Here is a 24528-nt window from a genome sequence, read left to right on the forward strand (position 1 = left end):
AGAATCAACAGCCGCTCTGGGCATGAATGTTTTGCAATATAAATAATGTAATTAATAGCGGTTTGCAGTTTGACAAAACGAAAGCAGGTATTATTTCATATTTCTATAGGGTTATCGGTACATCCCTTTTTGCTTTTGTGAGAAAGGGATATCGCTGCTGGAGAGAAGCAAAGAATCCCGGTACCCGTTAAGCTTGAAAATTATTCGTCTTGTTAATTATTTAACTGACATTCAACATAACTTTTTTACCTGATTTGGTGTCCAGCCTGTGAACGGACGTATTGTTTGTTCTCGATTGGTTAATAGACGTTTCCGGGTTAAAGACAGGAGGATAAATGTCGTCCACAGTTTATGAAGGTGGCAATGCATCCACTGAACAAAATATTTTACCAATGATGTCCCTGCGGGAAGTTGTTATGTTCCCGCGTTCCATAGTGCCGCTTTTTGTCGGCCGTGAGTCTTCCATTAAAGCTATTGAAGAAGCAATTGCCGATTACGATAAGAAAATTTTTCTGGTCACTCAGGAGTTTCCCGAAAAGGAAAAGCCTGAGCCGGAAGATCTTTTCCGTGTCGGAACTGTCAGCAAAATTCTGCAGATGCTCAGACTTCCTGACGGCACTATAAAGGTGCTCTTTGAAGGGATTCACCGTGCGCGTTGGAATCCTGAGTCTGATGATGTTGTTTTCGGCGAGAATTTTCCCCTTGTGACTTTTGAAAAGGTGGAAGACCTGCCAGCCGAGGAACACACCACAGAAGCTCTGGTTCGTTCCGTTCATGAAGCCCTTGAAAAATTTGGCAAAGTGAACAAGAAAATTGCTCCGGAAACTATTCTGGCCATTTCCACTGTTCGCGAATCAGGCAGACTCGCCGATTCCATCATGCCGCACCTTAAAGTAGAATTCCTCAAAAAACAGTCCATTCTCGAAATGGTTGATCCCATTGAAAGACTGGAAGCTGTTTATGAATTGCTGCTTGGCGAAATTGAAATCGTGTCCATTGAAAAACGGGTTAAAAACCGTGTTAAAGGGCAGATGGAAAAGAACCAGCGTGAGTACTATCTCAATGAGCAGCTCAAGGCCATTAATAAAGAAATGGGCCGTGAGGATGACCCTCAGGCGGAAGCTCATGATCTTGAAGAGCAGCTCGAAGCAAAGAACATGGACGATGAATCCAAGGAAAGAGTACGCAAGGAAATTAAGAAATTGCGTCAGATGGCTCCTTCGTCCGCTGAATATACTGTTGTCCGCAATTATGTGGACTGGATTATGGAGCTTCCGTGGAATAGCTACAAAAAGAATAAGCTCAACATAGCCGAAGCTCGTAAAATTCTGGATGAAGACCATTACGGCCTTGAAAAGCCCAAGGAGCGCATCCTTGAGTATATGGCCGTACAGGCTCTGGTGGAAACAATAAAAGGCCCCATTCTTTGTTTTGCGGGCCCTCCCGGAGTAGGTAAAACTTCCATTGCCCGTTCAATCGCAAGGGCCATGGATCGCGAATTCGTGCGCCTCTCTTTAGGCGGAGTTCGTGATGAAGCCGAAATTCGCGGCCACCGCCGTACCTATGTAGGCGCGCTGCCGGGTAAGATTATCCAGTCACTGAGACGCTGCGAATACAGTAACCCGGTCATCTGTCTTGATGAAGTGGATAAGATGAGTACCGACTTCAGGGGGGATCCTTCTGCGGCTCTCCTTGAAGTTCTTGATCCTGAGCAGAACGGCACTTTCAATGATCATTATCTTGATCTTGATTACGATCTCTCAAAGGTATTCTTTATTACCACTGCAAATGATCTGCATTCCATCCCACTGCCTTTGCAGGACAGAATGGAGATTATTCAGCTTCCCGGTTATCTCGAAACCGAGAAAGTGCATATTGCCAAGGATTTTCTGCTTCCGAAGCAGATTAAGGAGCATGGATTGAATGAGGATAACCTCGCGGTTTCCGATAATGCCATGACCGAGATTATCCGTACCTACACACGCGAAGCCGGCGTTCGTAACCTTGAACGCGAACTGGCAAAGGTCTGTAGAAAGACCGCCATGCAGATTGTTGAGTCCGAGGACAGAGAGAAAAGTATGCATGTGACAACTGCCAATATAAGCAAGATTCTCGGTGTGCATAAGTTCCGTCATGGATCAAGTGAAGAAAAGTCTCTTGTGGGCGTTTCCACCGGTCTGGCATACACTCAGGTAGGCGGCGAAATGCTTATGGTCGAAGTCGTGCTCATGCCCGGTAAAGGCAAGGTTGTTATTACCGGTAAGCTGGGTGACGTTATGCAGGAGTCAGCACAGGCGGCACTCTCATATATCCGGTCCCGTTCCGATTTGTTCGGTTTGAAACCGGATTTTCATGAGAAGATCGATATACATGTCCATGTGCCCGAAGGAGCCACCCCCAAGGATGGTCCTTCTGCAGGGATCACATTGTGTACCGCTATAGTCTCCGCATTCCTTAATGTTCCGGTTCGCCATGATCTGGCCATGACCGGAGAAATTACCTTGCGCGGACGTGTTCTGCCCATCGGTGGACTTAGGGAAAAGCTGCTTGCGGCTCACAGAGGACTCTCTAAGACCGTTCTCATACCCATTGATAATAAGAAAGATCTTAAGGAAGTACCCGATGCTATCCTGAAGGATCTCGAAATTATCCCGGTTGAGAATATGGATGAAGTGCTCAGCTGTGCTCTGGATAGTCTTACTGCCGAAGAATTGTTCCGTGGCAGGGATAGCATTACCCCTATCGCCCTTAACCTGATTAAGGAAGAATATCAGACTCAGCCGCATTAAGTCGCCTTAATGATTAAATTATCTTGTAAGGATGCCCCGTTTGGGGGCATCCTTTTTTTTGGTTTATTTTATACAAGGGTGATTTGTGTTATCGTTTGGTATGGGGAGTATTTATAGAATATATGGGAATTTTTTTTGTGTAAAAAAATTAGGCCAGGGAGCAAAGGTTGTTCTGGTCTTTTTATTGGTGTTAATCGGTTATATCAGTTCCAGCGCCTCCGGGCGCAATGATCTCAATAAAATACTTAACGAGGCCATTTATGAATTGAAGATTCCCGGAGCGGTAATGGTTGTGGAAACTCCTGAAGGAATGATCTGGAATTACAGGGCAGGAGTACGCAGATTCGGGAGTCCTATGCCCATGAGCAGGAATTTAAAGTTTCGCATCGGAAGCTTGACCAAGACATTTGTCGCTTCACTTACTCTTATGCTCGTTCAGGAAGGCAGAACTAATCTTGATACTGAAGTTCATAAAATACTTCCGCAGGTCATTACGAAAGATAATCATGTCACAATCCGCCATTTGTTGCAGATGAGAAGTAATCTGGGAGATTTCACCACCGACAGGAAATTTTTGAAGCTGTTCAGGGAAAGACCCTGGATGCATTGGGAGCCAGAAAAATTATTGAAATTCGGAAAGCCCGGGCATCATGGTCCGGGTAAAAAATTTAAATATAATAATTCCAACTATGTGCTGCTCGGAAAGATTATCGAGAAAGTGACAGGCGATAGTTTTGAAAATCAGGTTTTCGAGCGAATATTGAAGCCTCTTAAATTAAATTCAACCTCCTTTCCGGTTAAGAGTGCCAATATCCCAGAGCCTTATGCAAGAGGATATGATTTTAATCCCAAGACAGGTGTGATTAAGAATTTGAGTTTAATGATTAATCCTTCGTGGGCATGGTGTTCCGGCAACGGTATTTCCAATGCTTCGGACCTGCTGAACTGGATTAAGGCGTATCTAACCGGCTATGGAATTTCTGAAAAACTCTTGGCTGAACAGATGACGTTTTTGCCGGTTAATTACGATCGTATCTCATACGGGCTGGGTGTTATGAATAGGTATAGCGCAGTGGGGCATAATGGAAATTTTGCTGGAATTTATTCAGCTGTGGCATATAGATATAAAGGATATTACATTGTTATCTTAACCAACGGTCAGGCAAAAGGGGGAGGGAACACGGCAACTGCAGAATCTGTATTCTGGCATGTGGTGAAGAATTCAGCCTTATTCAGTAATCGTTAAAAACTAAAGCTGAATCCCAGCCCCAGACCTGTAGTTTTCGGTGGATCGTTCGGCCCGTCAAGATTATCATAGTGATCATCATCCAGCCCGAAAATCAAATTTGTCTTAACTGAATCATTAATGTGCAAACCGTTTAAAATAGCACTTAATGATGTTTCATTTTCAGTGGTGATAATTGTTTCCGTGTCCAGTTGTTCTCTAGCGGATTTGTAGCCGAAATCAGCGGCATATGCATTTGTAAGCCCCCAAAAGAGCAGTGCGGCTGTGATTACTATTTTTTTCCACATATTCCACCTTCCCGTTGTTGTGTAGTCTTTTACTCCCTTGGTATATAATTATACAAAATACGGGCCAGTGAATTGTAATGCCAATAATTCAATTGGATGGCGTAATTGAAATTTTAAATGTTGTATGCAGACCGGAAAAATAATCGATTATTAGTTTAAAGTTTATATTAAAGCAGGACAAAAATACCCGTCTCAGCCGATAAGAAAAGCTGACCGGACTGGTTCATAATTGAATTTTATATGAACTATGATGAGATTTAATTTCACACATATTCGTTACTGAAGAACTTTTTGTTAAAATGTGAAAATTTTGAAGAAAATTTTGATCTTCTTTATCTCAAATTTTCGAATATAATTTCAAATTGTTACAATTGTGTTACGATTTATTCTCGTTATTGTCTGACAAAACCGGATTGACAACGATTGAAATCAATCTAAGGTATCTAAACCTTTTGTAATTTGCAGAGGTAACGTGTTGAGTTACAGGTCTGGGATGTTCCTCGTCGAGGACGGGAGGATATCATTAATGCGGCTTGATCCTGCCGGTATTTCCGAGAGTCCTGTACAAGATGTTGCATTGTGAACTTTACAGCAGTCCGGTGTAGAGGTGTACCGGGCATTTGCGGAGTTTACGTTATAATCTTAGTGACCGGGGTTATCCGGTAACGGGATTAAATTTTAAAGTTGAGGAATGTGAAAATGGTTAAAAAAATTATTCGCCCATTGATTCTCGCCGTTTGTCTGGCAATGATTGCCGTTACGGCTTTTGCGGCTGCGCCGAAGTATGTATTTTACTTTATCGGTGACGGTCTCGGACCCAGCCAGCGTATGGCTGCGGAACTGTACAATAAAATGGAAAAAAAAGATGCAGAAGCTCATCTGGTGATGAATACTTTCCCTCAGTCAGCATTGGTAACTACTTATTCGGATAACACTCTGATTACCGACTCAGCTGCAGGCGGCACCGCTCTGGCTTGCGGGTATAAGACAACCAACGGTTATCTCGGTAAATTGCCTGACGGTACCGATATTAAATCCATTGCCGAAGCAGCAAAAGACAAGGGGTATGCAGTAGGCATCGTAACAACCACCCGCCTTACCCATGCGACTCCTGCCGCATTTTCTGCCCATAACACTGACCGCAATGCCGCTAATGCTATTGCAGTTGATCAGGCGGATTCAGGATATGATTTCTTCGCGGGCGGCGGATATCGCTATTTCGTTGCCAAAAACAACGCGCAGGGTCTGAAGTCCAAGCGTAAAGATGACGTGGATGTTGTTAAAATGTTTGCGGATCAGGGCTACAAAACCTTTGTTGGGGATTCCACACGTGATGCTTTCCGCGCTTATAAACCCAAAAAAGGTGAAAAAGTTTTTGCCGCATTGACCTACAGCCACCTTCCCTACGAAGTTGAGCGTCGTAACAGCAAATTGACCGTAAACAAGCTGCCCTCACTCAGTGAACTGACCGGAAAAGCCGTAGAATCCCTTTCCGCACAGGAAAAGCCCTTCTTCCTGATGGTTGAAGGCGGTCGCATCGACCATGCTGCTCACGCTCATGATGCGGCATCTACTATTCTGGATACTCTGGCCATGGATGAAGCTGTAAAAATCGCATACGACTTTTACAAAAAACATCCTGAAGAAACTCTGATTGTTACTGCCGCCGACCACGAAACAGGTGGAGTAGGACTCGGAATCTCCATGGACTCCAAGGGTTATTTTCTTAAGCTGAAATCTCTTGAAAATGTTCGTGTTTCTGCTGAAGACAATCTGAACAAATATTATAACAAGCTCGCCCAAAAGGTATCCGATCTTAAAACACGCCATGCTTCCTTTATCGCTTACGTTGAAAAAGAGTGGGGCCTGACTGATCGCACTGAATCTGAAAATAAGGTTCTTGCCGATGCCATGGATGTTCAGGACAAAAACCAGAATCTGCCTGAAGAGAAGAAAGTAAGCTACGGTTATTCCTACACACCAACCATGGTGGCCGTAACTGATCTTGTGTCCCAGAGAGCCCGCATCTCCTGGACTTCTTTTGTGCATACCGGAACTTTTATTCCTGCAACTTCTATTGGTGTAGGATCTGAAAAGTTCAACGGCTTTATCGACAACACCGATATTCCAAATCGCATTGCTGAAATTATGGAAGTTAAACTTTCTGACATCAAGCATACCGATTCCAAAGCTCTGTTGGGTAAGACCTTTGGTCCTCAGAAAAAATACTCTAAGATTCCTTACAACAAATAATTGTATTTGAAGTTGGAATTTGTCTTGATGAGGTCCCCGTTTGCGCGGGGGCCTCTTTCCATCTTATGAGGTAACCATGAAAAGGTTCGCATCAACTTTATTTTTTATCCTGATGATTGCAGGTATTCTCGCCGTCTTGCAATATGAGAACAACGGCCCTGACCTTAAGGCCGGAACTCACGAATTGCGGGCGACTGTTACCGCAGTAAATAATGAAGCCCTTGTGGAGATGGGGACGGCCCGCATCGGAGGCCAGCATGTTACGGCTATCCTGCAGGAAGGGGAGGCAAAGGGACAGACTGTTATCGGAGTCAACCAGCTTTCAGGACAACCGGATATCGATGAAATTTTTCATCCCGGCGATACAATTCTCATGGCCGTACGCATAGTTGACGGAAAACCCGTTGAAGCACGGGCAGTCAATCAATATCGTCAGGGCTGGGAACTGGCTTTGTTCGGAATTTTTGTCGTTATTTTGCTGATATATGCCAAGGCTATCGGCCTGAAGGCATTATTCAGCTTCATCACCAGTTTTTACATTATCTGGAAATTCCTTATTCCGGGGCTGCTCGGCGGTGGTAACCCCATCCTTTTGACCGTAATTACCCTTACTTTGCTCACCGTGGTGATCATTACTTCTGTCGCCGGATTCTCACGGGTAACGGCAGTGGCTACGCTTGGCACTCTCTGCGGTCTGCTGCTCGCGCTGACCCTGACTCTGTTTTTCGGAGAAAAGCTCAAGCTGGCAGGCATGACAGCCCCGTTTGCGACCCTGCTGATATTTTCAGGTCACTACAATCTCGATATGCTCGATATTTTCTATTCCTCGGTTATTCTCGGAGCATCCGGTGCGGCAATGGATATAGCAATGGATGTCGCCGCATCCATGAATGAGGTGCTCGATAAAAAGCCGGACATATCTCGCAGGGAACTCATTCGGTCCGGTTTCAATGTAGGTCGCATGGTCACCGGAACTATGACCACAACTCTGCTCCTTGCTTATTCAGGCGGTTACCTGACCATGCTTATGGTTTTCGTTACCAAAGAAACTTCATTTACCCGCATGCTGAATTTTAAACTTGTGGCCGCGGAGATTTTCCGTACTTTGGTCGGTAGTGTCGGGCTGGTTATGGTGGCGCCGATAACGGCGATGCTGGCGGGATTCATCTTGTACAGAGTTGGCAAAAAATAAGATTAAAAAACAGCCGCAATATTCAGGATATCTTTCGTGATATTGCGGCTGTTTTAATTTTGTGGTCTTATTAAGAGTTACATGCGAAGCTAAATAGAGGCTTTGAAAGGGATGGCGGCAAGGGGAGGCTAGCTCCAGATAAATTTAAAAGGGCAGCATTCTCCGCCTTGTGCGAGAGTTGTTTCACGGACCATGCTCAGGTGCTCGCTGTATCCTTTGGCGAACGGTTCGTCTCGTGAGCAGGATAACAGAGTGCACAATTCTTCGGGTAACCCCATTGCGCGATATGATTCCTGATAACGACAGCGGACTACTTTTATGGTCAATTCGTTCTCGTTGATGGAAATATCTGCAACTTCGATGGCGTTTTCTGTTTTCCACATTTCTACTACTGTTGAGAAATGCTCAAGGTTGGGATCATCAACCTTTGCGGCGAAAGCCCGACCAGCTTTAAGGGCTGATCTCTGCAGGTTTTCAGTTATGATCTGTAAAGCCTTTTCCTGACCGAATTGATCGGTCATTGTGGCGTAAAGCTCGCCATAAAGTTCCGCTTCGATGAGGCGCCGGGAAATTTGTGATACAGGTTGTACTTTCATAATTAATCCAAAAGAGTTAAAGACTGTTTTGTAGATGAACCCGAATTCACGAGGAGAATAATGCGATTCAGGATTTTAATACTTGTTATCTCGGCTGTTTTTTTGTGCGGCTCTGTTGCGGCTGCAGATGAGCTGACCACCGAGATTCAGAAATCATACGATTCTATTAAAACGTTCAGTGCCGATTTTACCCAGACTTTGACCAATGCCGCAAGCAAAGAACGGGACCTTCGTTCCGGTAAAATTATTTTTAAGCAGCCATCTCTGTTGCGTTGGGAATCCGTTAAGCCGGAGCAGGAACTGCTTATAGTCGGCGATTCCATTGTCTGGGACTATTTCCCTGAAGATCAATTGGTGCTGAAATACCGAACCAAACAGCTTTTTAATTCCAAAACCATGATCAAATTCATTTCCGGGCAGGCCAAGCTCGAAGAGGATTTTGTGGTTGAAAATCAGGGAGATGATAACGGGCTTATCAAGCTAAAGCTGCTCCCAATCGAACCCGAAACAGGCATGGTGTTGGCTTATGTCTGGGTTGATCCGGTGAAAAAGATGATGCAGAAGGTTCTGGTTGTCGATTTTTATGGAAATGGCAATGAGGTTTCCATGAGTAATATTCAGATTGATCCTGAAGTGAATGAAGCACAGTTTCAGTTCACTCCGCCTGAAGGCGTGGATGTGGAAGATAATACTAAAAACAATTAGGGAGTGTTCCCGCAGCCTTTCGGCCGGGGCGACTTCTATGAAAAAGGGCCGGATTTGATCATTAAATCCGGCCCTTTTTTTAATTAATTTTTAAATCTTTTTTCAGCAGACTTAATTCTTTTTCGCTTAATTCCCGCCATGTTCCGGGCTTAAGCTTGCCCAGTTCAATTCGACCCTGCCGGATTCTTTTAAGACGCAGTATAGTCTTTTTATATTCTCCGAACATACGCCTGATCTGGCGGTTGATTCCTTGGCGCAGTTCCATTTCGTATTTAGTGGTTTCACCCACTTCAGAGACGGTTTTTATCTTTACCGGTGCCAGCAGTTCGTCCTTATCATCGAGGAACATACCGTTTTCCATTATGGAAATCTCTTTGTCCGAAAGCTTTCCGCGTATGGTCACATGATATATTTTCGGCAGGTGCCATTTAGGATGCGTCATACGATTACAGAGTTCACCATCCGTTGTCAGGAGAAGCAGACCTTCGGAATAGAAATCGAGCCGGCCTACTGGAAAAACCCTGCGGCTCACTATTTCAGGTGGCAGCAGATCCATCACGGTCTTGCGGCCCTGGGGATCTTTGGCCGTGGTCACGGTTTCAATGGTTTTGTGCAGCATGATGTAAAGATCTTTGGATTTTTTGTCGTGCTGAACCAGTTGGCCATTGACTTCCACATGGTCATTTTCCGGATCAACTTGAATGCCGGGTGAATCCGCAAGTTGTCCGTTGATTTTCACCTTGCCTCTCTGGACAAGTTCATCAGCTCCGCGGCGGGAAGCCAGCCCGGCAGATGCTATATATTTATTCAATCTGATTGTTGATTTTTCGGTCATATGCCTGTCAAAAGTTATAGGTACACTTGAAGGGTAGAGCCCCTTGAGGCACCTTCTTAAGCTTTAATGACTTTGGTGGCAAGCTGCATGCTGGTAACCACATCAAGCATATTAGTGGTTTCACCGACCTGTTTTTTATCGAGCAGTTTAAAATGATCCAGACAGGTTCCGCAAACGAGTATTGATACGCCGGACTTCTCAAGTTCCTGAAGTTTTTCAAGGCACTTACTGTCTTCGGTGGCGAGTTTTACCGCGCTGTTGACCATTATGATTCTCCAGAGAGAGTCGCCCAGCTCTGGCAGGGTGGAGATGAAATTAAACATAAGCCCGGCGCCCAGCTTATCATCACCGCTTCCGAGAAATTCACTATTCAGAAAAACTAGGGTTTTGCTTCCGACTTCTGCGATTTCTTCATCACTCATGACGTTACACACTTCGCATTCCTGCGCAGAAGTGACGTCGGTGACATCTTTTTTGCCTTTCACGACAAAGGTTCCATCCTTATCTTTGACACTTACTTCGTAACCCTTAGTACCCATGAAACGGGATACATTTTCTTTCGCCGCTTCATTATCCACGATAATTTTGATCTTGGCGGGATTCTCGGATTCGATAGCATTCTTACATTTGAGCACAGGCTGCGGACAGGGCAATCCTTTACAATCTATTTTTATTGACATTTTTTAGGTCTCCTTTTTTAATAATTTTAAAATAACAGTATGCGTTTTGTGGTCAAATCGATTAATTTGATTGTTTTTAGGTTGGGCTATAGAAAAAAACTATCATTGTAGAATAGACACTTGCGATTGATGGAAATGAGAAGTAAGGAAAGAGCGCTGTCAGTATTTAGCAATCATCAAGGAGTCAAATTTGCCCAAAGGCGAAAAATATAGCTATCTGAAAAATAAGCATCTTGTTAAGAGATGTCTTTCATATTTCGGACCTTACAAATTTAAGGTTTTTGTTTCATTTGTTTCTATGGCTGTTGTTGCTGCGGCAACAGCTGCCACCGCGTATCTTATCCAGCCTGCCATGGATGATATTTTCATCAACAAGGACCGCGAGGCATTAATGCTGGTGCCAATCGCCTTTGTGATGGTTATGCTCATAAAAGGTTTATTCCGGTTCCTTCAGAGTTATTTGATGAACAGTGTCGGTTTGCTGGTGCTTGAGCAACTCAGGAACGATTTGTTCAGCAAAATTATCTGTCTGCCGATGGATTTTTTCGAGGAAAGTCAGGTGGGCATGCTCATGTCCCGCATTTTGAACGATGTTATCGAAATAAGAGCCAGTCTGCCTTCATTCATAATGATGATCCGCGAGATATGCACCATTATCTGTCTTATCGGGCTGGTCTTTTATCGTGATGCATATCTGGCTTTCTTTGCGGTGTTAGTGCTGCCGCTGGCTATTTTTCCATTTTTTTATTTTGGGAAAAAGCTGCGTAAGCTCGGTCGCAAGAATCAGAGCAAAATTTCGGATATTAATGCCATGCTGCAGGAATCTTTCAGCGGGGTGAAGGTCATCAAGGCTTTTGCCAATGAAAAGCATGAGACAGACAAATTTGCTATAGAAAATAACCGTCTGGTCAGCATCGCCATTAAGTCCGTTTTGAACAGCGAGCTTTCGTCGCGAATTATGGAGATAGTCGGAGCCTTCGGCATTGGTCTTGTTCTCTGGTATGGCGGGTCACAGGTTATTGACGGTCATTCCACACCCGGTACATTCTTCTCGTTTATTGCCGCGCTGGTGATGCTTTATGAACCGATCAAGAAAATCAATACTTCCAACCATACTATCCAGCGAGCTCTGGCTGGTGCGGAAAGGGTTTTTGAGATTCTTGATTCGCCCGGTATTAATGCTGAACAGGGCGGTGAAGTAGAACTTGATCCGAATTTTAAAAAACTTGAAATCAAGAATGTGACCTTCAGCTATTCTTCATCAGAAAAACCGGTTCTCAATAACATTAATCTCGTTGTTGAGACGGGGCAGAAGGTGGCAATTGTCGGTCCCAGCGGATCAGGAAAAACTACGCTGGTTAATCTTATCCCCCGTTTTTATGATGCCGCACAAGGGGATATCGTGCTTAACGGCAAATCCGTCCACGAATATTCACTTAATTCTTTGCGTTTGAATATAGGTATGGTTTCGCAGGAAACGTTTCTTTTCAACGCCTCCGTACGCGATAATATCTCGTATGTGACTCTTGGTTCCGATCTTGAAAATGTGCAGGAATGCGCTAAAACAGCTTTTGCCCATGAGTTTGTTGAAAAACTCCCTGAGGGTTATGAGACCCTGGTCGGCGAGCGTGGGGTAAGGCTTTCCGGCGGTCAGAAGCAAAGGCTTACCATTGCCCGCGCCCTGTTCAAGAATCCGTCGCTTCTCATTCTCGATGAGGCGACCAGCGCTCTTGATACAGAAGCTGAGCGCATCGTGCAGATGGCTCTTGAAAATCTTATGAAGGACCGGACAAGCATTGTGATTGCCCATAGGCTTTCCACTGTTCTTTCCGCTGATATGATTGTCGTCATGGAAAAAGGTGAAATTGTATCCAAAGGAACTCATAAAGAACTACTGAAAAAATGTCCGCTTTATACAAAACTCTACAATATGCAGTTTCAGGATAATTCGTAGTTATGAAGTTGAAGGTTGATCCGGTCATATTCGCACCACAGATAGCTTTTCTGTATCGCTGGTGGGTGCGTACTTTGCGCTTTGATGTTGACGGTTATGACACTATCATCCGCTTGCGTGAGCAGGGAAAACCACTGATGTTTGCCCTGTGGCATAGCGAGCTTTTCAGCCTGATAGGGCTGGGTTTCCTGAAGAATCTACCGCTGGTTACCATGGCCAGCGATAGTAAGGACGGGCAGCTTATAACCGAAGTTCTGGAATGCATCGGATATGAAGTTGCGCGTGGTTCATCCAGCCGTGGAGGCATGAAAGCCATGCTCGGGGTGGCCCGGGGAATGCGCAAAGAAGGAAAGATCGGGGCTATAACCATGGATGGACCCAAGGGGCCGCGACATAAGATTAAGCCGGGGATTCTGGCTATTGCCCAGAAAACAGGTGCCACAATAATTCCCATGCGGGCCTATGCTTCCGCTCCTGTTGTTTATGAAAAATCATGGGACAGGTTTGAATTACCAAAGCCGTTCACTACCTGTAAGATTCTTGCCGGTGAGCCGTTTACCGTTTCGGCTAAGAAGCTTGATCACACAGTACTGGCTGAAGAGGCTCTCCGTCTTGAAATAATTATGAAAAGTATGACTGTGGATTAGAATTACTTACTCGGATAAAGCAAAAGCCGCCTTGTTCCTTTGATGGATCAGGGCGGCTTTTTTTATTGCTTTTCATAAGGAAGTTATATTCCGGCTGCGGTACTCAGTCGCTCGATTAGTTTTTCAAGTTCCTGCGCGGTGCGGGCCAGTGAAGTAATGGAGGCTGCGGATTTCTGCATGTCCTCTTTTGTGTCTCCGGCAAGCATTTTGAGGTCTTCAACACTTTTATGAATCTGATCGTGAGCTTCTGACTGCTGGTCCGTGGCCTGTGCTATTTTTTCAATTTCCGTGGCTGTGTCCAGCGACATACCGGATATTTTTTGAAATGCTTTCACAGACTTGTTTACAAGTTCGCTGGCATGTTCCACTGCTTGCACAGTCTGGTCGGTATTATCAATATTTTCTTTTGCGGAATTCTGAATGCTCTTGATAGCATTCTCCACTTCTCTGGTGGACTGCATTGTTTTTTCTGCCAGCTTACGAACTTCATCCGCTACAACCGCGAAACCGCGTCCGGCTTCACCTGCGCGGGCGGCTTCGATCGCTGCGTTCAGGGCCAGCAGGTTAGTCTGGTCTGCGATATCATTTATCACTCCTATAATTCCGCCGATGGACTGGCTACGATCACCTAGCTGGTGCATATTATCTTTCACCTTATCAGAAAGGGTCTGTAATTGATCAATCGCCACGCTGGTTTCAGTCATGGTCTGCATGCCTTCTTCTGCTCGTGTGCGGGTCTGTTTGGCCTGATCGGATGCAATTTCCGCATTGGTAACCGAATTCATGAGGGTTTGGTTCATTTCAGTAATGGCTTGGGATGAATATTCAATGCGGTCAAACTGTTTTTCTGTGTTTGAGCTGACCTGATCAACCTGTTCTTCCATTTCAGATGCGCCTTGTGTGAGGTATTTAGAAATGGATTGGGCCTTCTCGGTAATTTCCACCATTACCTTGTGCTGCTCACCTATCTGTTTTTCTTTCGCTTTCATGTCGCTAAGGTCGACGATTATTGCGAATCCCCCGATCAATTCGTTATCAAGATCATAGAGCGGTGCGGCATCAATGCGGACATCACGGAAGTTGTCTTTTTTGGTCTTCCAGCGACGTTCCACGTTTAGGATCGGTTTCTTTTCATCAAGACAACTGGTCAGTATCCCTTTTTCACCGGGAGGCGCCTGCAAAAGTTCTTTTACCGGGCGTCCGATCCAGTTGTCGCATGATTTACCGCTTTCCATAAGCTCGCATAGGGGGTGGTTTAGATAAGATATTTTTGCGTCGGTGTCTGATATGAGGCAGGGGACTGTCATTCCGTCGAGCATGCCTTGTGAAAAGCCAAGCTTATTTTTAAGTTCCCCGACCATGATCTGTATGCCGTCAGCGAGGTTTTTGATCTCACTTTTGAATTTTCCTTCAAGTGATGCTTTAAAGTTTCCATTGGCAATTGAACTGACGAAATTCTCAATTCGTTCCAGCGGCCCGAGTATGGAGCTGCGCAGAAAGAGAAGCGTGACGATAATTACGATAACGGCAGTGACGACTGAAATGATAAGTGAGAAATTCCTGAGCCTTGTCACGGCGCTGAAGGCTTCATCCTGATGAATCTCCGAGATGAGGGCCCAGCGTGTATTTCCTACATCAATATGTGTGAAGGCTACTAATTGCTCGATTCCGTTTGTGTCTTTCATCAGGGCGGTATTATGCTTACCTTCAAGAGCCTGCCTGACTGCTGTGGAGTCAACTTTTCCTTTATCGGGATTACTGAATGAATTTTTTACCGTGCGGTATTTCGGATTTAGGTCCGAGTCTGAACGCATCAGCAAATCAGGGCCGACAAGGTACGATTCACCTGTTTCGCCCATACCGGAACGCAGGGTCATAATTGAGTTTATTTCACCAAGGGGGATGCGCAGGGCAACAACTCCCTGAATGTCACCGGCATGAGATCGTACTGGAGCGCATACAAATGCTACCGGAACACCGCCCATGGGAGCGTATGATTCAAAGTCCGCGAAGACGATTTCGCCCTTTACCGCTTTTGCAAAAGCACGGCCCAGATTTGTGTTTTTGTATTTACCTTTTTTTATGTCCGCTCCGAGATCCTTTTCTTTTTTAACGGAGTAGAGCACCCGGCCATAATCATTAATTAGGATAGCATCATCGTAGCCAAGCGTTTTTACGAAAGGGGTAAAAGGGGCTGAGGCATATTGATGAAGTTCTTTATATTCATCAGAGTCAACATCCATGGGTTTACCGGGAACAGCATATTCCATGGCATATTCACCCACCAGTCCTACCGCATTATATACTTCCTTAACATTAGAGAATAATTCAACTTCATGAAACCATTTATGTATAAGGTCATTAAGGTTTTTCTTTTTAACATCACGGACAGATTCCAGTTGTCCGAACGCCTGATCGGATAATGCTCTGGAAGCCATATTCACGCTCAAAGTTCCAATGAGAATCAATGGAATTAGACCTATGGCAACGCAGAAAGTAATTAGCTTTAATTTTAAAGACATGCAGAAGTTCCTCCTCGGCATTGGTTGAGGCGAACTTATGTGTATAAATTGATGATACCATGTCCTGAAGGTTACAATTAGGTTAAGCTTATTTGATTACACGTAGTTAGATTGTTTTATACCAGTTATTTCAAATGGTATCGGGCGTTCCTTGGTTAGTTTTGAGTTACAATTTTCAGGTCATATTTTTCTTTGAATGTTTTAACTTCTCGGGTAGTTGACAGTGGTTTTCATTTTCAATATTGTTCACCCTGTTTTCATAAAAATAAACCGGACAGGAATTTGGTATAAGATGAGAAAGATAGCAGATTTTTTTAAAAGAAGAAGCGGAAACTGGAACAGCGTCGCGAGCATGACTGTGCATCAATTTGCAGAATCTCTTGGTAATGCGATTGATGCCAAGGATCATTACACATGCTCACATTCTGAAGAGGTGGCGGTTGTCGCACAGGCTTTGGGTGTGCAGCTAGGCTTGTGCAAGCATGAGTGTGAATTGCTGCATATAGCCGGTCATCTGCACGATATCGGTAAAATAGGTTTACCTGATGCAATTTTGAAGAAAACGGGCCGGCTGACTGAGGAAGAATATGAAATAGTAAAACAGCATCCGGCAATTGGAGCGGATATTGTTAAACCTGTGGCCTCTGTTGCCGGGCTGGACCGGATCACAGGTATAATTCTACATCATCACGAAAGATATGACGGCGGAGGGTATCCGCATGGACTTAAGGGAGATGACATTCCGTTCGGCGCAAGAGTTATAGCGGTGGCTGATACTTTGTCCGCCATGGCCAGTAACCGTCCTTACAGGAACGCAATCGAGTTCAGCAGAATCATTGAGGAAATAGAATCCTGCTCCGGCAGTCAATTTGATCCACTTATTGTCTCGGAATTCTTGAAAATTTCAGATAAAATCCATGATTATTTTGTCGCTGGTAACGAACCTTGTGAAGAATCTTATGAGCCTCAAAGTTTTGGAATGGCGCAGCATATTTCAGCAGTTAATCAATAATGGCGTTTATGGTTATTTAATTTTTTCTCAAGTTCTCGCACTGCCAGTGAGCAAGGGAAGGTAAGGATGAAGTACATTACAATAACCAGAGACCATATTTCAAAAGTACGGTATGTAGCGGACATTAATTCCTGACCGGCAAAAGTGAGTTCCTGAATAGATATTACTGAAACTATTGACGAGTCTTTGATGGTCGAAATAAATTGTCCTGCAAGAGGCGGCAGTGAGTTGGAAAAAGCCTGCGGTAGAATAATATGGATCAGCTGCTGCCGTCTTGTGAGGCCAAGGGCTGCTGAAGCTTCCCATTGCTCCCGGTCAATTGATTCGATACCTGCGCGTATAATTTCTGTGATATAGGCGCCCTCAAAAAGGGCCATGGTAAGAACCCCTGAAAGAAATGCGGGCAGCTGTTCCACGGGGCCGAACAATATCGAGATTATGGGAGAATTACTGGCATCCAGTGAATATGACAGCTCGGTAATCCCGGTGGCCTGCATTATCTGGTCGCCGAGAAAAAAGTAGAAGATAAAGATCAGCACCAGCGGAGGAAGGTTCCGCACCAATCCCACGTAACTACCGGAAATCATCCGCAGTAGAGGGCGAGGGCTGATCCTCCATATTCCCATGACTGTCCCGGTCAGCAGGGCCAGCAGAATAGACCAGATGGAAAGACGCAGTGTGACCAGCAGGCCACGGGTAAGCATCCCCGCCTGCCAGTCCCCGGAAGAAGGATCGAAGCGAATGATATAACCGGGTATTACGGACCAGTTCCAGTTATAATTCAGGCCATGTGCCAGATGCCGGAAAATTAAAATAACTCCTCCCATGATGCAGGCCAGTACCAGCGCATCACGGGAGGAGATTCTTTTGGGTGAATCAAACATTTAAGGACTATTCTACCTGTGATTTCCATTCATCGGTTTTAAACCAGTAATTGTAGCGTGCTTCGAGCCAGCCTTCGGAATTGCAGACTCTTATCCAGTTGTTCAGGTAGTTCAGGAAATCAGGATCTCCCTTTCGTACTGCAAAACCGATCGGTTCACTGGTAAAATCGGCCTGAAGGGGCAGATAGAGTTTACCGGGATATCTTTTGACCAGATTCTCCGGTAGCGGGTTAGAGGCGACAAGGCAGGCTGCTTTGCCGTTAAGCAGTTCTTGAATGGAGGCTGCTTCGTCATTGAATTTAAGTATTTTGGCTTTAGTGAGAAAGTTTTTCGCTGCCTTTTCCGCTGTGGTGCCGAGGCGTACGGAAACGCGGGTATTGGCATTATTGAAATCGGCGAGGGATGATTTGTCCGCGGCAACATCTTTGTTAGCAACAATGGACATGCCGCTGAATTCATACGGATCGGAAAAATTGACCTTCAGGTTACGTTTTGGGGTGATGCCCATGCCGCCGATAATAATATCGAATTTTCCGGTCAGCAGAGCAGGGATGATGCCATCCCATTTGGTGGGGATAAAACGGATTTTTACACCCATGTCCGAGGCAAGACGTTTGGCTACATCAATTTCAAAACCAATGAATTTACCATTTTTATCTTTCATGGCCCATGGCTTGAAAGTAGAAAATCCAACTCTGAGGCTTTTGCGTTTAATCACTTGTTCAAGAGCACTGTCCTTTGCAAGAGATTGTCTTGCATCTCCAGCCCATACAGCTGACGAAAGGCCCATAATAAGGAGCACAGTGGTAATGCCCACGCTGACGGTTTTCCATAAGGTCATTTTTTCCTCCGGAATGTTTAGTCGGTTGTTACCATTCGCTTTTGAATTTTCGTGCCGCGTTATCCAACGCCCATGAAAGCAAAAGCGTGATTGAAAGATATATGGCTGCAACAGTAAACCATATTTCAAAAGTTAAAAAGGTTTCGGAAATTATGGACTGTCCTTGCATGGTTAAGTCGTAGATGGCGACCGTACTGACCAGTGCGGAATCCTTGACCAGCGCGATGGCCTGGCCTGCCAGCGGCGGAGCGATGCGCGGTACGGCCTGTGGCAGGATGACGTTGTAGTAGGCAAAACGTTTATCTCCGCCAAGACTGAAGGCCGCTTCCCATTGTCCTTGGTCGATGGAGGTTATCCCGGCCCGGAAAATTTCTGAAGCGTAGGCTCCCTCGAACAGGCTTAGCGCGATGACTGAAGCCCAGAATCCATTAATGCCTATGATCGGCGCAATGACAAAATAAATGAAGAAAAGTTGGATCAGCAGAGGAGTATTACGGATAATCTCGAGGTAGACGCGGGCAATGCATTTGGCTGCAAAGGAGCTGGAAAGGCGCATCAGGGCGGTTCCCAGACCGATTGTAAAGGTCAGCACGAACGCCAATCCTGTAATTTTCAGGGTAACTGCCAACCCCTGCATCAGAAGGCCGGGGGTGAATTCCCCGTTATTAATGGAGAAAATAAATTTCGGAACCTGAAACCATTGCCAATTATAGCCAAGTGATTCAGTTCCCCGGTATAGAAAATAGCAGAAACCGCCGACAATCACACAGAAGATCAGGGAGTCGAAAAGGAATATTCTTTTATCCTCGGGCGTTATTCGCTGGCCGTAAGTATTAAACATAATACCTGACTACTATGAAATTAAATACAAATCTAGCTGGTAATTAGATAACGCAGGTCAATGACAATTTGGATGAATTGCTGGTGTTTTTTTACTATGAACAGAAAAAATCCCTCTCAATTCTTAAAATTGAGAGGGATTTTTTGATTGCAATGGGAGTGCTGGTTAGATCATTCCGGCTACTTTGGTCATTAGGCGGACAAGTTGGTTGGTGAAGCTTGCTTCATTGTCATACCAGATGATTAGTTTGAGCATCTTGCCTTCCATGACTTCAGTAAGCGGACCATCCACGACACCGCCGTGGGTATCACCGAGGTAGTCAGTGGAAACGAGGGGCATTTCAGTATAGCCCATGTGTTCATTGGCCGCTTTGGCGAGCACAGCGTTAACTTCTTCCTTGGTGGTATTGCGTCCGAGATCGCAGGTAAGGTCCACGAGGGAAACGTTAGGTGTTGGAACGCGGATGGACATGCCGTCCAGTTTTCCTTTCAGTTCCGGGATGACCATAGTTACCGCTTTTGCGGCTCCTGTGGTGGTCGGTACCATGTTTACAGCACAGGCACGGGCCCGGCGGATATCTTTATGGGAACCGTCCAGAACTCTCTGGCTCATGGTGTAGGCATGCACAGTTGTCATCAGGCCGCGTTCAAGGCCGAATTCATCATTGATTACTTTGGCAACCGGTGCAAGACAGTTGGTAGTGCAGGATGCGCCGGAAACAATGTTGTGTTCCGGTTTGATCTCTGCATCGTTTACACCCATGACAACAGTCAGGTCGGCATCAATACCGGGGGAGCTGATGATAACTTTCTTCGCTCCGCAGGCCAAATGCTTTTCGCAGCTGGCGCGATCACGGAATTTACCTGTGGTTTCCACAACCATTTCGCAGCCGAGGTCTTTCCAAAGCCATTCGCCCGGAGCGCATCTGGTTACTTTGATCTGTTTACCGTCGATGGTAAAACCTTCATCATTTGCTTCAACATCAGCATGAAAGGTTCCATGTACGGAATCGTGTTTAAAAAGAAGGGCTAGGTCTTCATTCGATGCTCTTGCGTTAATAGCTACCAGATCGAAATCTTTACTATTATGAATCAGACGGACAAGGTAGCGCCCGATTCTTCCAAACCCATTAATACCAACTTTTACAGCCATTACTTGTTTTCTCCTTATTCTGTCTCCTTTTCCTGAATGATAGAAACGGTTTTTCTGCCAGTTTCGTCAAATTCAGCAAAAAGGCGGCGGAACACTGAACAGCCGCTATTTTCCCTGGTGCGGCAATGTTCCTTATCCGTAGACATGCTTCCCTTTGGTATCTTAGTTATTAAGATACGGGTCCCTGGTTTATTTTATTACAGGCCGTTTTTCCCTGGAAACGGCCTGTAAAAATTATGCTTTGTTGGAGCAGCCCAGCACATTGATGATCTTGTGACGGACCATTTCCTTAACTGCCTTGCGAGATTCGCCCAGATAGCCTCTGGGATCGAAAACGGTGGGGTTCTCTGCCATAAACTTGCGGATAACTGCGGTCATAGCGAGACGGATATCGGTGTCGATATTGATTTTGCAGACTGCTTTGGATGCGGCCTTGCGCAGCAGGTCTTCAGGAACTCCCTTTGCGCCGGCGATATCTCCGCCGAATTCGTTAGCCATGGCTACGAATTCAGGAACAACGCTTGATGCGCCGTGCAGTACGATGGGGTAGTTCGGCATCATGGAAGCAATTTTATCGAGACGGTCAAAGTCCAGTTTTGCTTCGCCTGTGAATTTGTATGCGCCGTGGCTGGTTCCGATAGCTATGGCAAGTGAGTCGCAGCCTGTGCGTTCTACGAATTCAACAGCTTCATCAGGATCAGTATAAATAGTTTTTTCGGAAACAACATCTTCTTCTACACCGGCGAGGCGTCCCAGTTCTGCTTCTACCCAGACACCTTTATCATGCGCGTATTCAACTACTTTGCGGGTTTCAGCTATATTTTCATCAAAAGGAAGATGTGAACCGTCGATCATTACGGATGTGAATCCACCGTCGATTACTTCTTTGCAGATCTCAAAGTTTGCGCCGTGATCGAGATGCAGTACAACCGGAAGGTCACTTTCCTGTAATGCGGCCTCCATCAGTTTGGTAATGTAACCGAGTCCTGCGTATTTTTTGGCACCGGCGGAAACCTGAAGGATGAGGGGAGCGTTCTCCTCGCAGCCCGCTTCCATGATTCCCTGTATGATTTCCATATTGTTCACGTTAAACGCGCCAATGGCATAGCCGCCGGCATAGGCTCCTTCGAACATTTCCTTGGGCGAAACTAGTGGCATTGTAATCCTCCTTAGTGGATAACTATACTTAAATGATGAAGCGGCAGTTCTTCTGAAATTTTTAAAAGGCAGATAAAATCATCCTCTGCCATACTTCCCTTATTCAGTTTTTATTGCCGCAAATTGGTTCCAAATATATCCTGTATATCCTATCTGTAAACAAAATGTCCACATCCTTTGTAAAAGGACATGGACTATACACCTAAATTTTTCTCCAGAGTCGCAATTGCCTCCCTATCGGTGAAATCGAAATGCAACGGAGTCATGGTGATGTGCCCTCGAGTCAGCAGGTCCCGGTCAGTGCCGGGGCTGATTTTTTCCTTGGGCATTACCCCGTCAAGCCAGTAATATTTATGGCCGCGCGGATCTTCACGTGTTTCATACCAATCCTGCCATGATACTCGGGTGTGGCGGCATATTTTCAGTTCACCGGCATTTTTGACCGGGACCGCCGGAAAATTTAAATTGATGACTGTCTTTTCTCCGAGACTACCCCAGGGAATTTTATTGATCAGTTCAGCACAGTAATCGCCCTGATCTGTTAATTCTTCAGGTTTAAAACTGTCATAGGATACGGACATGGCCGGATACCCCATGAGTGCTCCTTCAGTTGCGGCGGATACTGTTCCAGAGTATAAAATGTCCACTCCGACGTTGGCGCCGCTGTTGATTCCGGAAACCACTATGTCCGGTTTTGTCTCCAGCAATGTGGTCAGGCCGAGTTTTACGCAATCCACCGGAGTGCCGTAGACTCCCAGTCCGGTAAAGCCGTCTTCTTCAAATTTCTTGACACGAAGGGGGGAAGAGAGCGATACGGCGTGTCCTACAGCGGATTGCTCCGCAACAGGGGCCACAACCTGAACGTTCATGCCGGCTCTTTTCAGACCATGATACAGAGCACGCAAGCCAACGGCTTGAATACCGTCATCATTGGTAAGAAGGATGTTCATGAGCTTTCTCCGGTGTTCATTACAAAAATAATTGGACAGCCATCCCGTGGGTTGACTATAAATACAAATTTCGGGCAGTTATATAAACGCCCTCGGCAAGTTTTAAAAAATGCATCGCCTGATGGCGAGGTATCAAAGCAATTCAGGAATAGCAAGAAGTGTCGCAAAAATATACATATATTAAAGATCTTATAAACGGAGAGAGAATAAAAGATATATTTCTCATCGCTGATGCACAATTGCGTGAATCGAGGAATGGCCCGTTTTGGAATTTGCGTTTGCAGGATAATTCCGGTGCCGTGGAAGCTAAAATATGGAGCCCTTTAAGTCAATCTTTCCGGTCTCTTGAGGCTGGCATGTTCGTGGTTGCCGGTGGAATGGTCGGTTCGTTTCGTGATAAACCGCAACTCACCGTGGAAGTTCTTGAAGTGCTTGATCCTGACCGTGCCGGGCTGGATATTACAGATTTTTTGCCTTCAAGTGCGGAAAAGCCCGAAGACATGATGCAGGAACTTGATTACCTGATAGCTGAACATATGGTTCATATTCCATGGAAAAAGTTTTGCCGCAAAGTGCTCAAGGATGAGATAATTTATAGCAAACTCCTGACCGCTACAGGTGCTAAGGCTGTCCACCACGCTTATGTGGGCGGATTGCTGGAGCACACATTGTCCGTTGCCAAGTTGTGCATGTCTATCTGCGATAATTATCCTGATGTTGACCGTCAGGTGGTTCTGGCAGCCGCTATCTTTCATGATCTGGGAAAAGCTTGGGAGCTATCGGGCGGATTGACAAATGATTATACCGATGAAGGGCGTCTACTCGGGCATATTCATATAGGCGTAGAAGTTTTAGAGCCTTTTCTGAATAAGTCAAAAGATCTTGACCAAAAGTTAAAGCTTCACTTGAAGCATTTGATTCTTTCTCACCACGGTGAGTATGAATACGGAGCTCCTAAACGACCTAAGACCCCGGAAGCATTTATTTTACATTTTGCTGACAATATTGACGCAAAAATGAATACAATTTTCGCAGAATTAGGTAAATTGGACAGATCGGACAGTAACTGGACACCGTATCAGCGGTTTCTGGACAGATATTTATACAAGGCGGAAAAATCACCTGATAACCCGTCGAGCAAGTGTGAACTTAAAAAATCGGAGGCTCAATGTTCATTACCTTTGAAGGGATAGAAGGAACCGGTAAAACTACACAGATCAAAATGCTTACCGCTTTTCTTGAAGAATCCGGTCATGAAGTGCAGGTTACACTTGAGCCGGGGGGCAGCCGTATCGGTACGGAATTACGTAAGATTCTTCTTAATATGGATAGTACGGATATAACAGGAGAGTGTGAGCTCTTTCTGTATCTTGCCGATCGGGCCCAGCATGTGGGACAGGTTATAAAACCGGCGATAGATGCTGGTAAGATTATCATATCTGACCGATTTGCCGATTCTACTATAGTTTATCAGGGGTATGGTCGCGGTCTTGACCCCAAACTGCTGCGGGAATTGAACGATGTAGCTGTTTCCGGAAATTGGCCGGACTTGACGATCCTGCTCGATATAGATCCGGAAATTGGTCTTAAACGGGCCATGACCCGCAATCTGCAGGAAAATAAAATGCAGGAAGAAGGGCGATTTGAAGCTGAATCTCTTGAATTCCACAGTCTTGTCCGTGAAGGTTATCTGACTTGGGCTGCTCTTAATAATGATAGAATCGTAGTGATTGATGCCGATCAGACTCCTGATGAGATCTTTGCGGAAATTAAAAAGACGGTTTTGGAGCGTTTGGCGAAAATCTGATTTTAAGTTTTCTCTTATCGATATTTGTTATTAATAACGCAGTCTTAATGGCTGCGTTTTTTTTGGCAGCAAAGATGTGTTATTTTTTTTAATTTAATGTGAATAGTGTAGTTGTTATTGTGAACGCTGATTTTAGCTAATACTATTTACTTTTTTTGTTTTTATACGCCTAAGAGT

At 45.2% G+C, this 24528-nt stretch carries 21 protein-coding genes; 10 read left to right on the forward strand and 11 right to left on the reverse strand.

The window, feature by feature from the left end; translation table 11 throughout:
- Positions 1-335: 335 nt before the first annotated feature.
- Together lon and ACKU35_RS13250 are read left to right on the forward strand one after the other, a co-directional pair.
- On the forward strand, positions 336-2789 hold the full coding sequence (gene lon, locus ACKU35_RS13245; RefSeq protein ID WP_319759758.1) for an endopeptidase La: 2454 nt from the start codon (positions 336-338) through the stop codon (positions 2787-2789).
- 187 nt (positions 2790-2976) lie between these two features.
- The gene (locus tag ACKU35_RS13250; RefSeq protein WP_319759760.1) at positions 2977-4035 is read left to right on the forward strand and encodes a serine hydrolase domain-containing protein; all 1059 of its coding nucleotides are present in this window, start codon (positions 2977-2979) and stop codon (positions 4033-4035) included.
- Here the strand turns inward: ACKU35_RS13250 and ACKU35_RS13255 are convergent.
- Entirely contained in the window at positions 4032-4322 is a 291-nt protein-coding gene (locus ACKU35_RS13255) for a hypothetical protein (protein WP_319759762.1), read from the reverse strand. The genes ACKU35_RS13250 and ACKU35_RS13255 overlap by 4 nt on opposite strands.
- A gap of 699 nt (positions 4323-5021) precedes the next feature.
- On the opposite strand from ACKU35_RS13255, the gene ACKU35_RS13260 reads away from it, so the two are divergent.
- A complete protein-coding gene (locus tag ACKU35_RS13260) occupies positions 5022-6575 on the forward strand; it encodes an alkaline phosphatase (protein ID WP_319759764.1) in 1554 nt (517 codons plus the stop codon).
- Positions 6576-6651: 76 nt separating this feature from the next.
- A complete protein-coding gene (locus ACKU35_RS13265; RefSeq protein WP_319759766.1) occupies positions 6652-7767 on the forward strand; it encodes a YibE/F family protein in 1116 nt (371 codons plus the stop codon).
- A 128-nt stretch (positions 7768-7895) separates the two neighbouring features.
- Here ACKU35_RS13265 and ACKU35_RS13270 read toward each other — a convergent pair whose 3' ends face one another.
- Positions 7896-8363 carry an L-2-amino-thiazoline-4-carboxylic acid hydrolase gene (locus tag ACKU35_RS13270; RefSeq protein ID WP_319759768.1) on the reverse strand — a complete coding sequence of 156 codons (468 nt, stop codon included), beginning with the start codon at positions 8361-8363 and terminating at the stop codon, positions 7896-7898.
- Between the two features lie 60 nt (positions 8364-8423).
- On the opposite strand from ACKU35_RS13270, the gene lolA reads away from it, so the two are divergent.
- Positions 8424-9068 carry an outer membrane lipoprotein chaperone LolA gene (gene lolA, locus ACKU35_RS13275; protein ID WP_319759770.1) on the forward strand — a complete coding sequence of 215 codons (645 nt, stop codon included), beginning with the start codon at positions 8424-8426 and terminating at the stop codon, positions 9066-9068.
- Between the two features lie 79 nt (positions 9069-9147).
- On the opposite strand, the gene ACKU35_RS13280 is transcribed toward lolA, so the two are convergent.
- Both ACKU35_RS13280 and yedF read right to left on the reverse strand, forming a co-directional pair.
- Positions 9148-9903: a pseudouridine synthase gene (locus ACKU35_RS13280; RefSeq protein ID WP_319759772.1), complete on the reverse strand. Its 756-nt coding sequence runs from the start codon at positions 9901-9903 to the stop codon at positions 9148-9150.
- Between the two features lie 56 nt (positions 9904-9959).
- A complete protein-coding gene (yedF, locus tag ACKU35_RS13285; protein ID WP_319759773.1) occupies positions 9960-10583 on the reverse strand; it encodes a sulfurtransferase-like selenium metabolism protein YedF in 624 nt (207 codons plus the stop codon).
- A 190-nt stretch (positions 10584-10773) separates the two neighbouring features.
- Here yedF and ACKU35_RS13290 point away from each other — a divergent pair, with 190 nt between their 5' ends.
- On the forward strand, positions 10774-12537 hold the full coding sequence (locus tag ACKU35_RS13290; protein ID WP_319759774.1) for an ABC transporter transmembrane domain-containing protein: 1764 nt from the start codon (positions 10774-10776) through the stop codon (positions 12535-12537).
- Between the two features lie 2 nt (positions 12538-12539).
- Positions 12540-13184: a lysophospholipid acyltransferase family protein gene (locus ACKU35_RS13295; RefSeq protein WP_319759776.1), complete on the forward strand. Its 645-nt coding sequence runs from the start codon at positions 12540-12542 to the stop codon at positions 13182-13184.
- An 83-nt stretch (positions 13185-13267) separates the two neighbouring features.
- Here ACKU35_RS13295 and ACKU35_RS13300 read toward each other — a convergent pair whose 3' ends face one another.
- The gene (locus ACKU35_RS13300) at positions 13268-15706 is read right to left on the reverse strand and encodes a methyl-accepting chemotaxis protein (protein ID WP_319759778.1); all 2439 of its coding nucleotides are present in this window, start codon (positions 15704-15706) and stop codon (positions 13268-13270) included.
- Positions 15707-15998: 292 nt separating this feature from the next.
- On the opposite strand from ACKU35_RS13300, the gene ACKU35_RS13305 reads away from it, so the two are divergent.
- Positions 15999-16718 carry an HD-GYP domain-containing protein gene (locus tag ACKU35_RS13305; RefSeq protein ID WP_319759779.1) on the forward strand — a complete coding sequence of 240 codons (720 nt, stop codon included), beginning with the start codon at positions 15999-16001 and terminating at the stop codon, positions 16716-16718.
- Here ACKU35_RS13305 and ACKU35_RS13310 read toward each other — a convergent pair.
- The 6 genes from ACKU35_RS13310 to surE form a co-directional block, all read right to left on the reverse strand.
- A complete protein-coding gene (locus ACKU35_RS13310; RefSeq protein ID WP_319759781.1) occupies positions 16712-17602 on the reverse strand; it encodes an amino acid ABC transporter permease in 891 nt (296 codons plus the stop codon). The genes ACKU35_RS13305 and ACKU35_RS13310 overlap by 7 nt on opposite strands.
- A gap of 7 nt (positions 17603-17609) precedes the next feature.
- A complete protein-coding gene (locus ACKU35_RS13315) occupies positions 17610-18443 on the reverse strand; it encodes a transporter substrate-binding domain-containing protein (RefSeq protein ID WP_319759783.1) in 834 nt (277 codons plus the stop codon).
- A 28-nt stretch (positions 18444-18471) separates the two neighbouring features.
- Complete coding sequence (locus tag ACKU35_RS13320; RefSeq protein WP_319759785.1) at positions 18472-19284, reverse strand: amino acid ABC transporter permease; 813 nt, start codon at positions 19282-19284, stop codon at positions 18472-18474.
- 165 nt (positions 19285-19449) lie between these two features.
- Positions 19450-20436, reverse strand: coding sequence for a type I glyceraldehyde-3-phosphate dehydrogenase (gene gap, locus ACKU35_RS13325; protein ID WP_319759787.1), 987 nt, complete (start codon positions 20434-20436; stop codon positions 19450-19452).
- Positions 20437-20670: 234 nt separating this feature from the next.
- A complete protein-coding gene (gene fba, locus ACKU35_RS13330) occupies positions 20671-21594 on the reverse strand; it encodes a class II fructose-1,6-bisphosphate aldolase (RefSeq protein WP_319759790.1) in 924 nt (307 codons plus the stop codon).
- A 194-nt stretch (positions 21595-21788) separates the two neighbouring features.
- The gene (gene surE, locus ACKU35_RS13335) at positions 21789-22544 is read right to left on the reverse strand and encodes a 5'/3'-nucleotidase SurE (RefSeq protein ID WP_319759791.1); all 756 of its coding nucleotides are present in this window, start codon (positions 22542-22544) and stop codon (positions 21789-21791) included.
- A gap of 158 nt (positions 22545-22702) precedes the next feature.
- On the opposite strand from surE, the gene ACKU35_RS13340 reads away from it, so the two are divergent.
- Positions 22703-23737: an HD domain-containing protein gene (locus ACKU35_RS13340; RefSeq protein ID WP_319759793.1), complete on the forward strand. Its 1035-nt coding sequence runs from the start codon at positions 22703-22705 to the stop codon at positions 23735-23737.
- A complete protein-coding gene (gene tmk / locus ACKU35_RS13345) occupies positions 23713-24351 on the forward strand; it encodes a dTMP kinase (RefSeq protein ID WP_319759795.1) in 639 nt (212 codons plus the stop codon). Before ACKU35_RS13340 ends, tmk begins: the two co-directional genes overlap by 25 nt.
- The last annotated feature ends 177 nt before the right edge of the window (positions 24352-24528 follow it).

It is taken from the genome of Maridesulfovibrio sp. (genome assembly GCF_963676065.1).
Taxonomy (GTDB): domain Bacteria; phylum Desulfobacterota; class Desulfovibrionia; order Desulfovibrionales; family Desulfovibrionaceae; genus Maridesulfovibrio.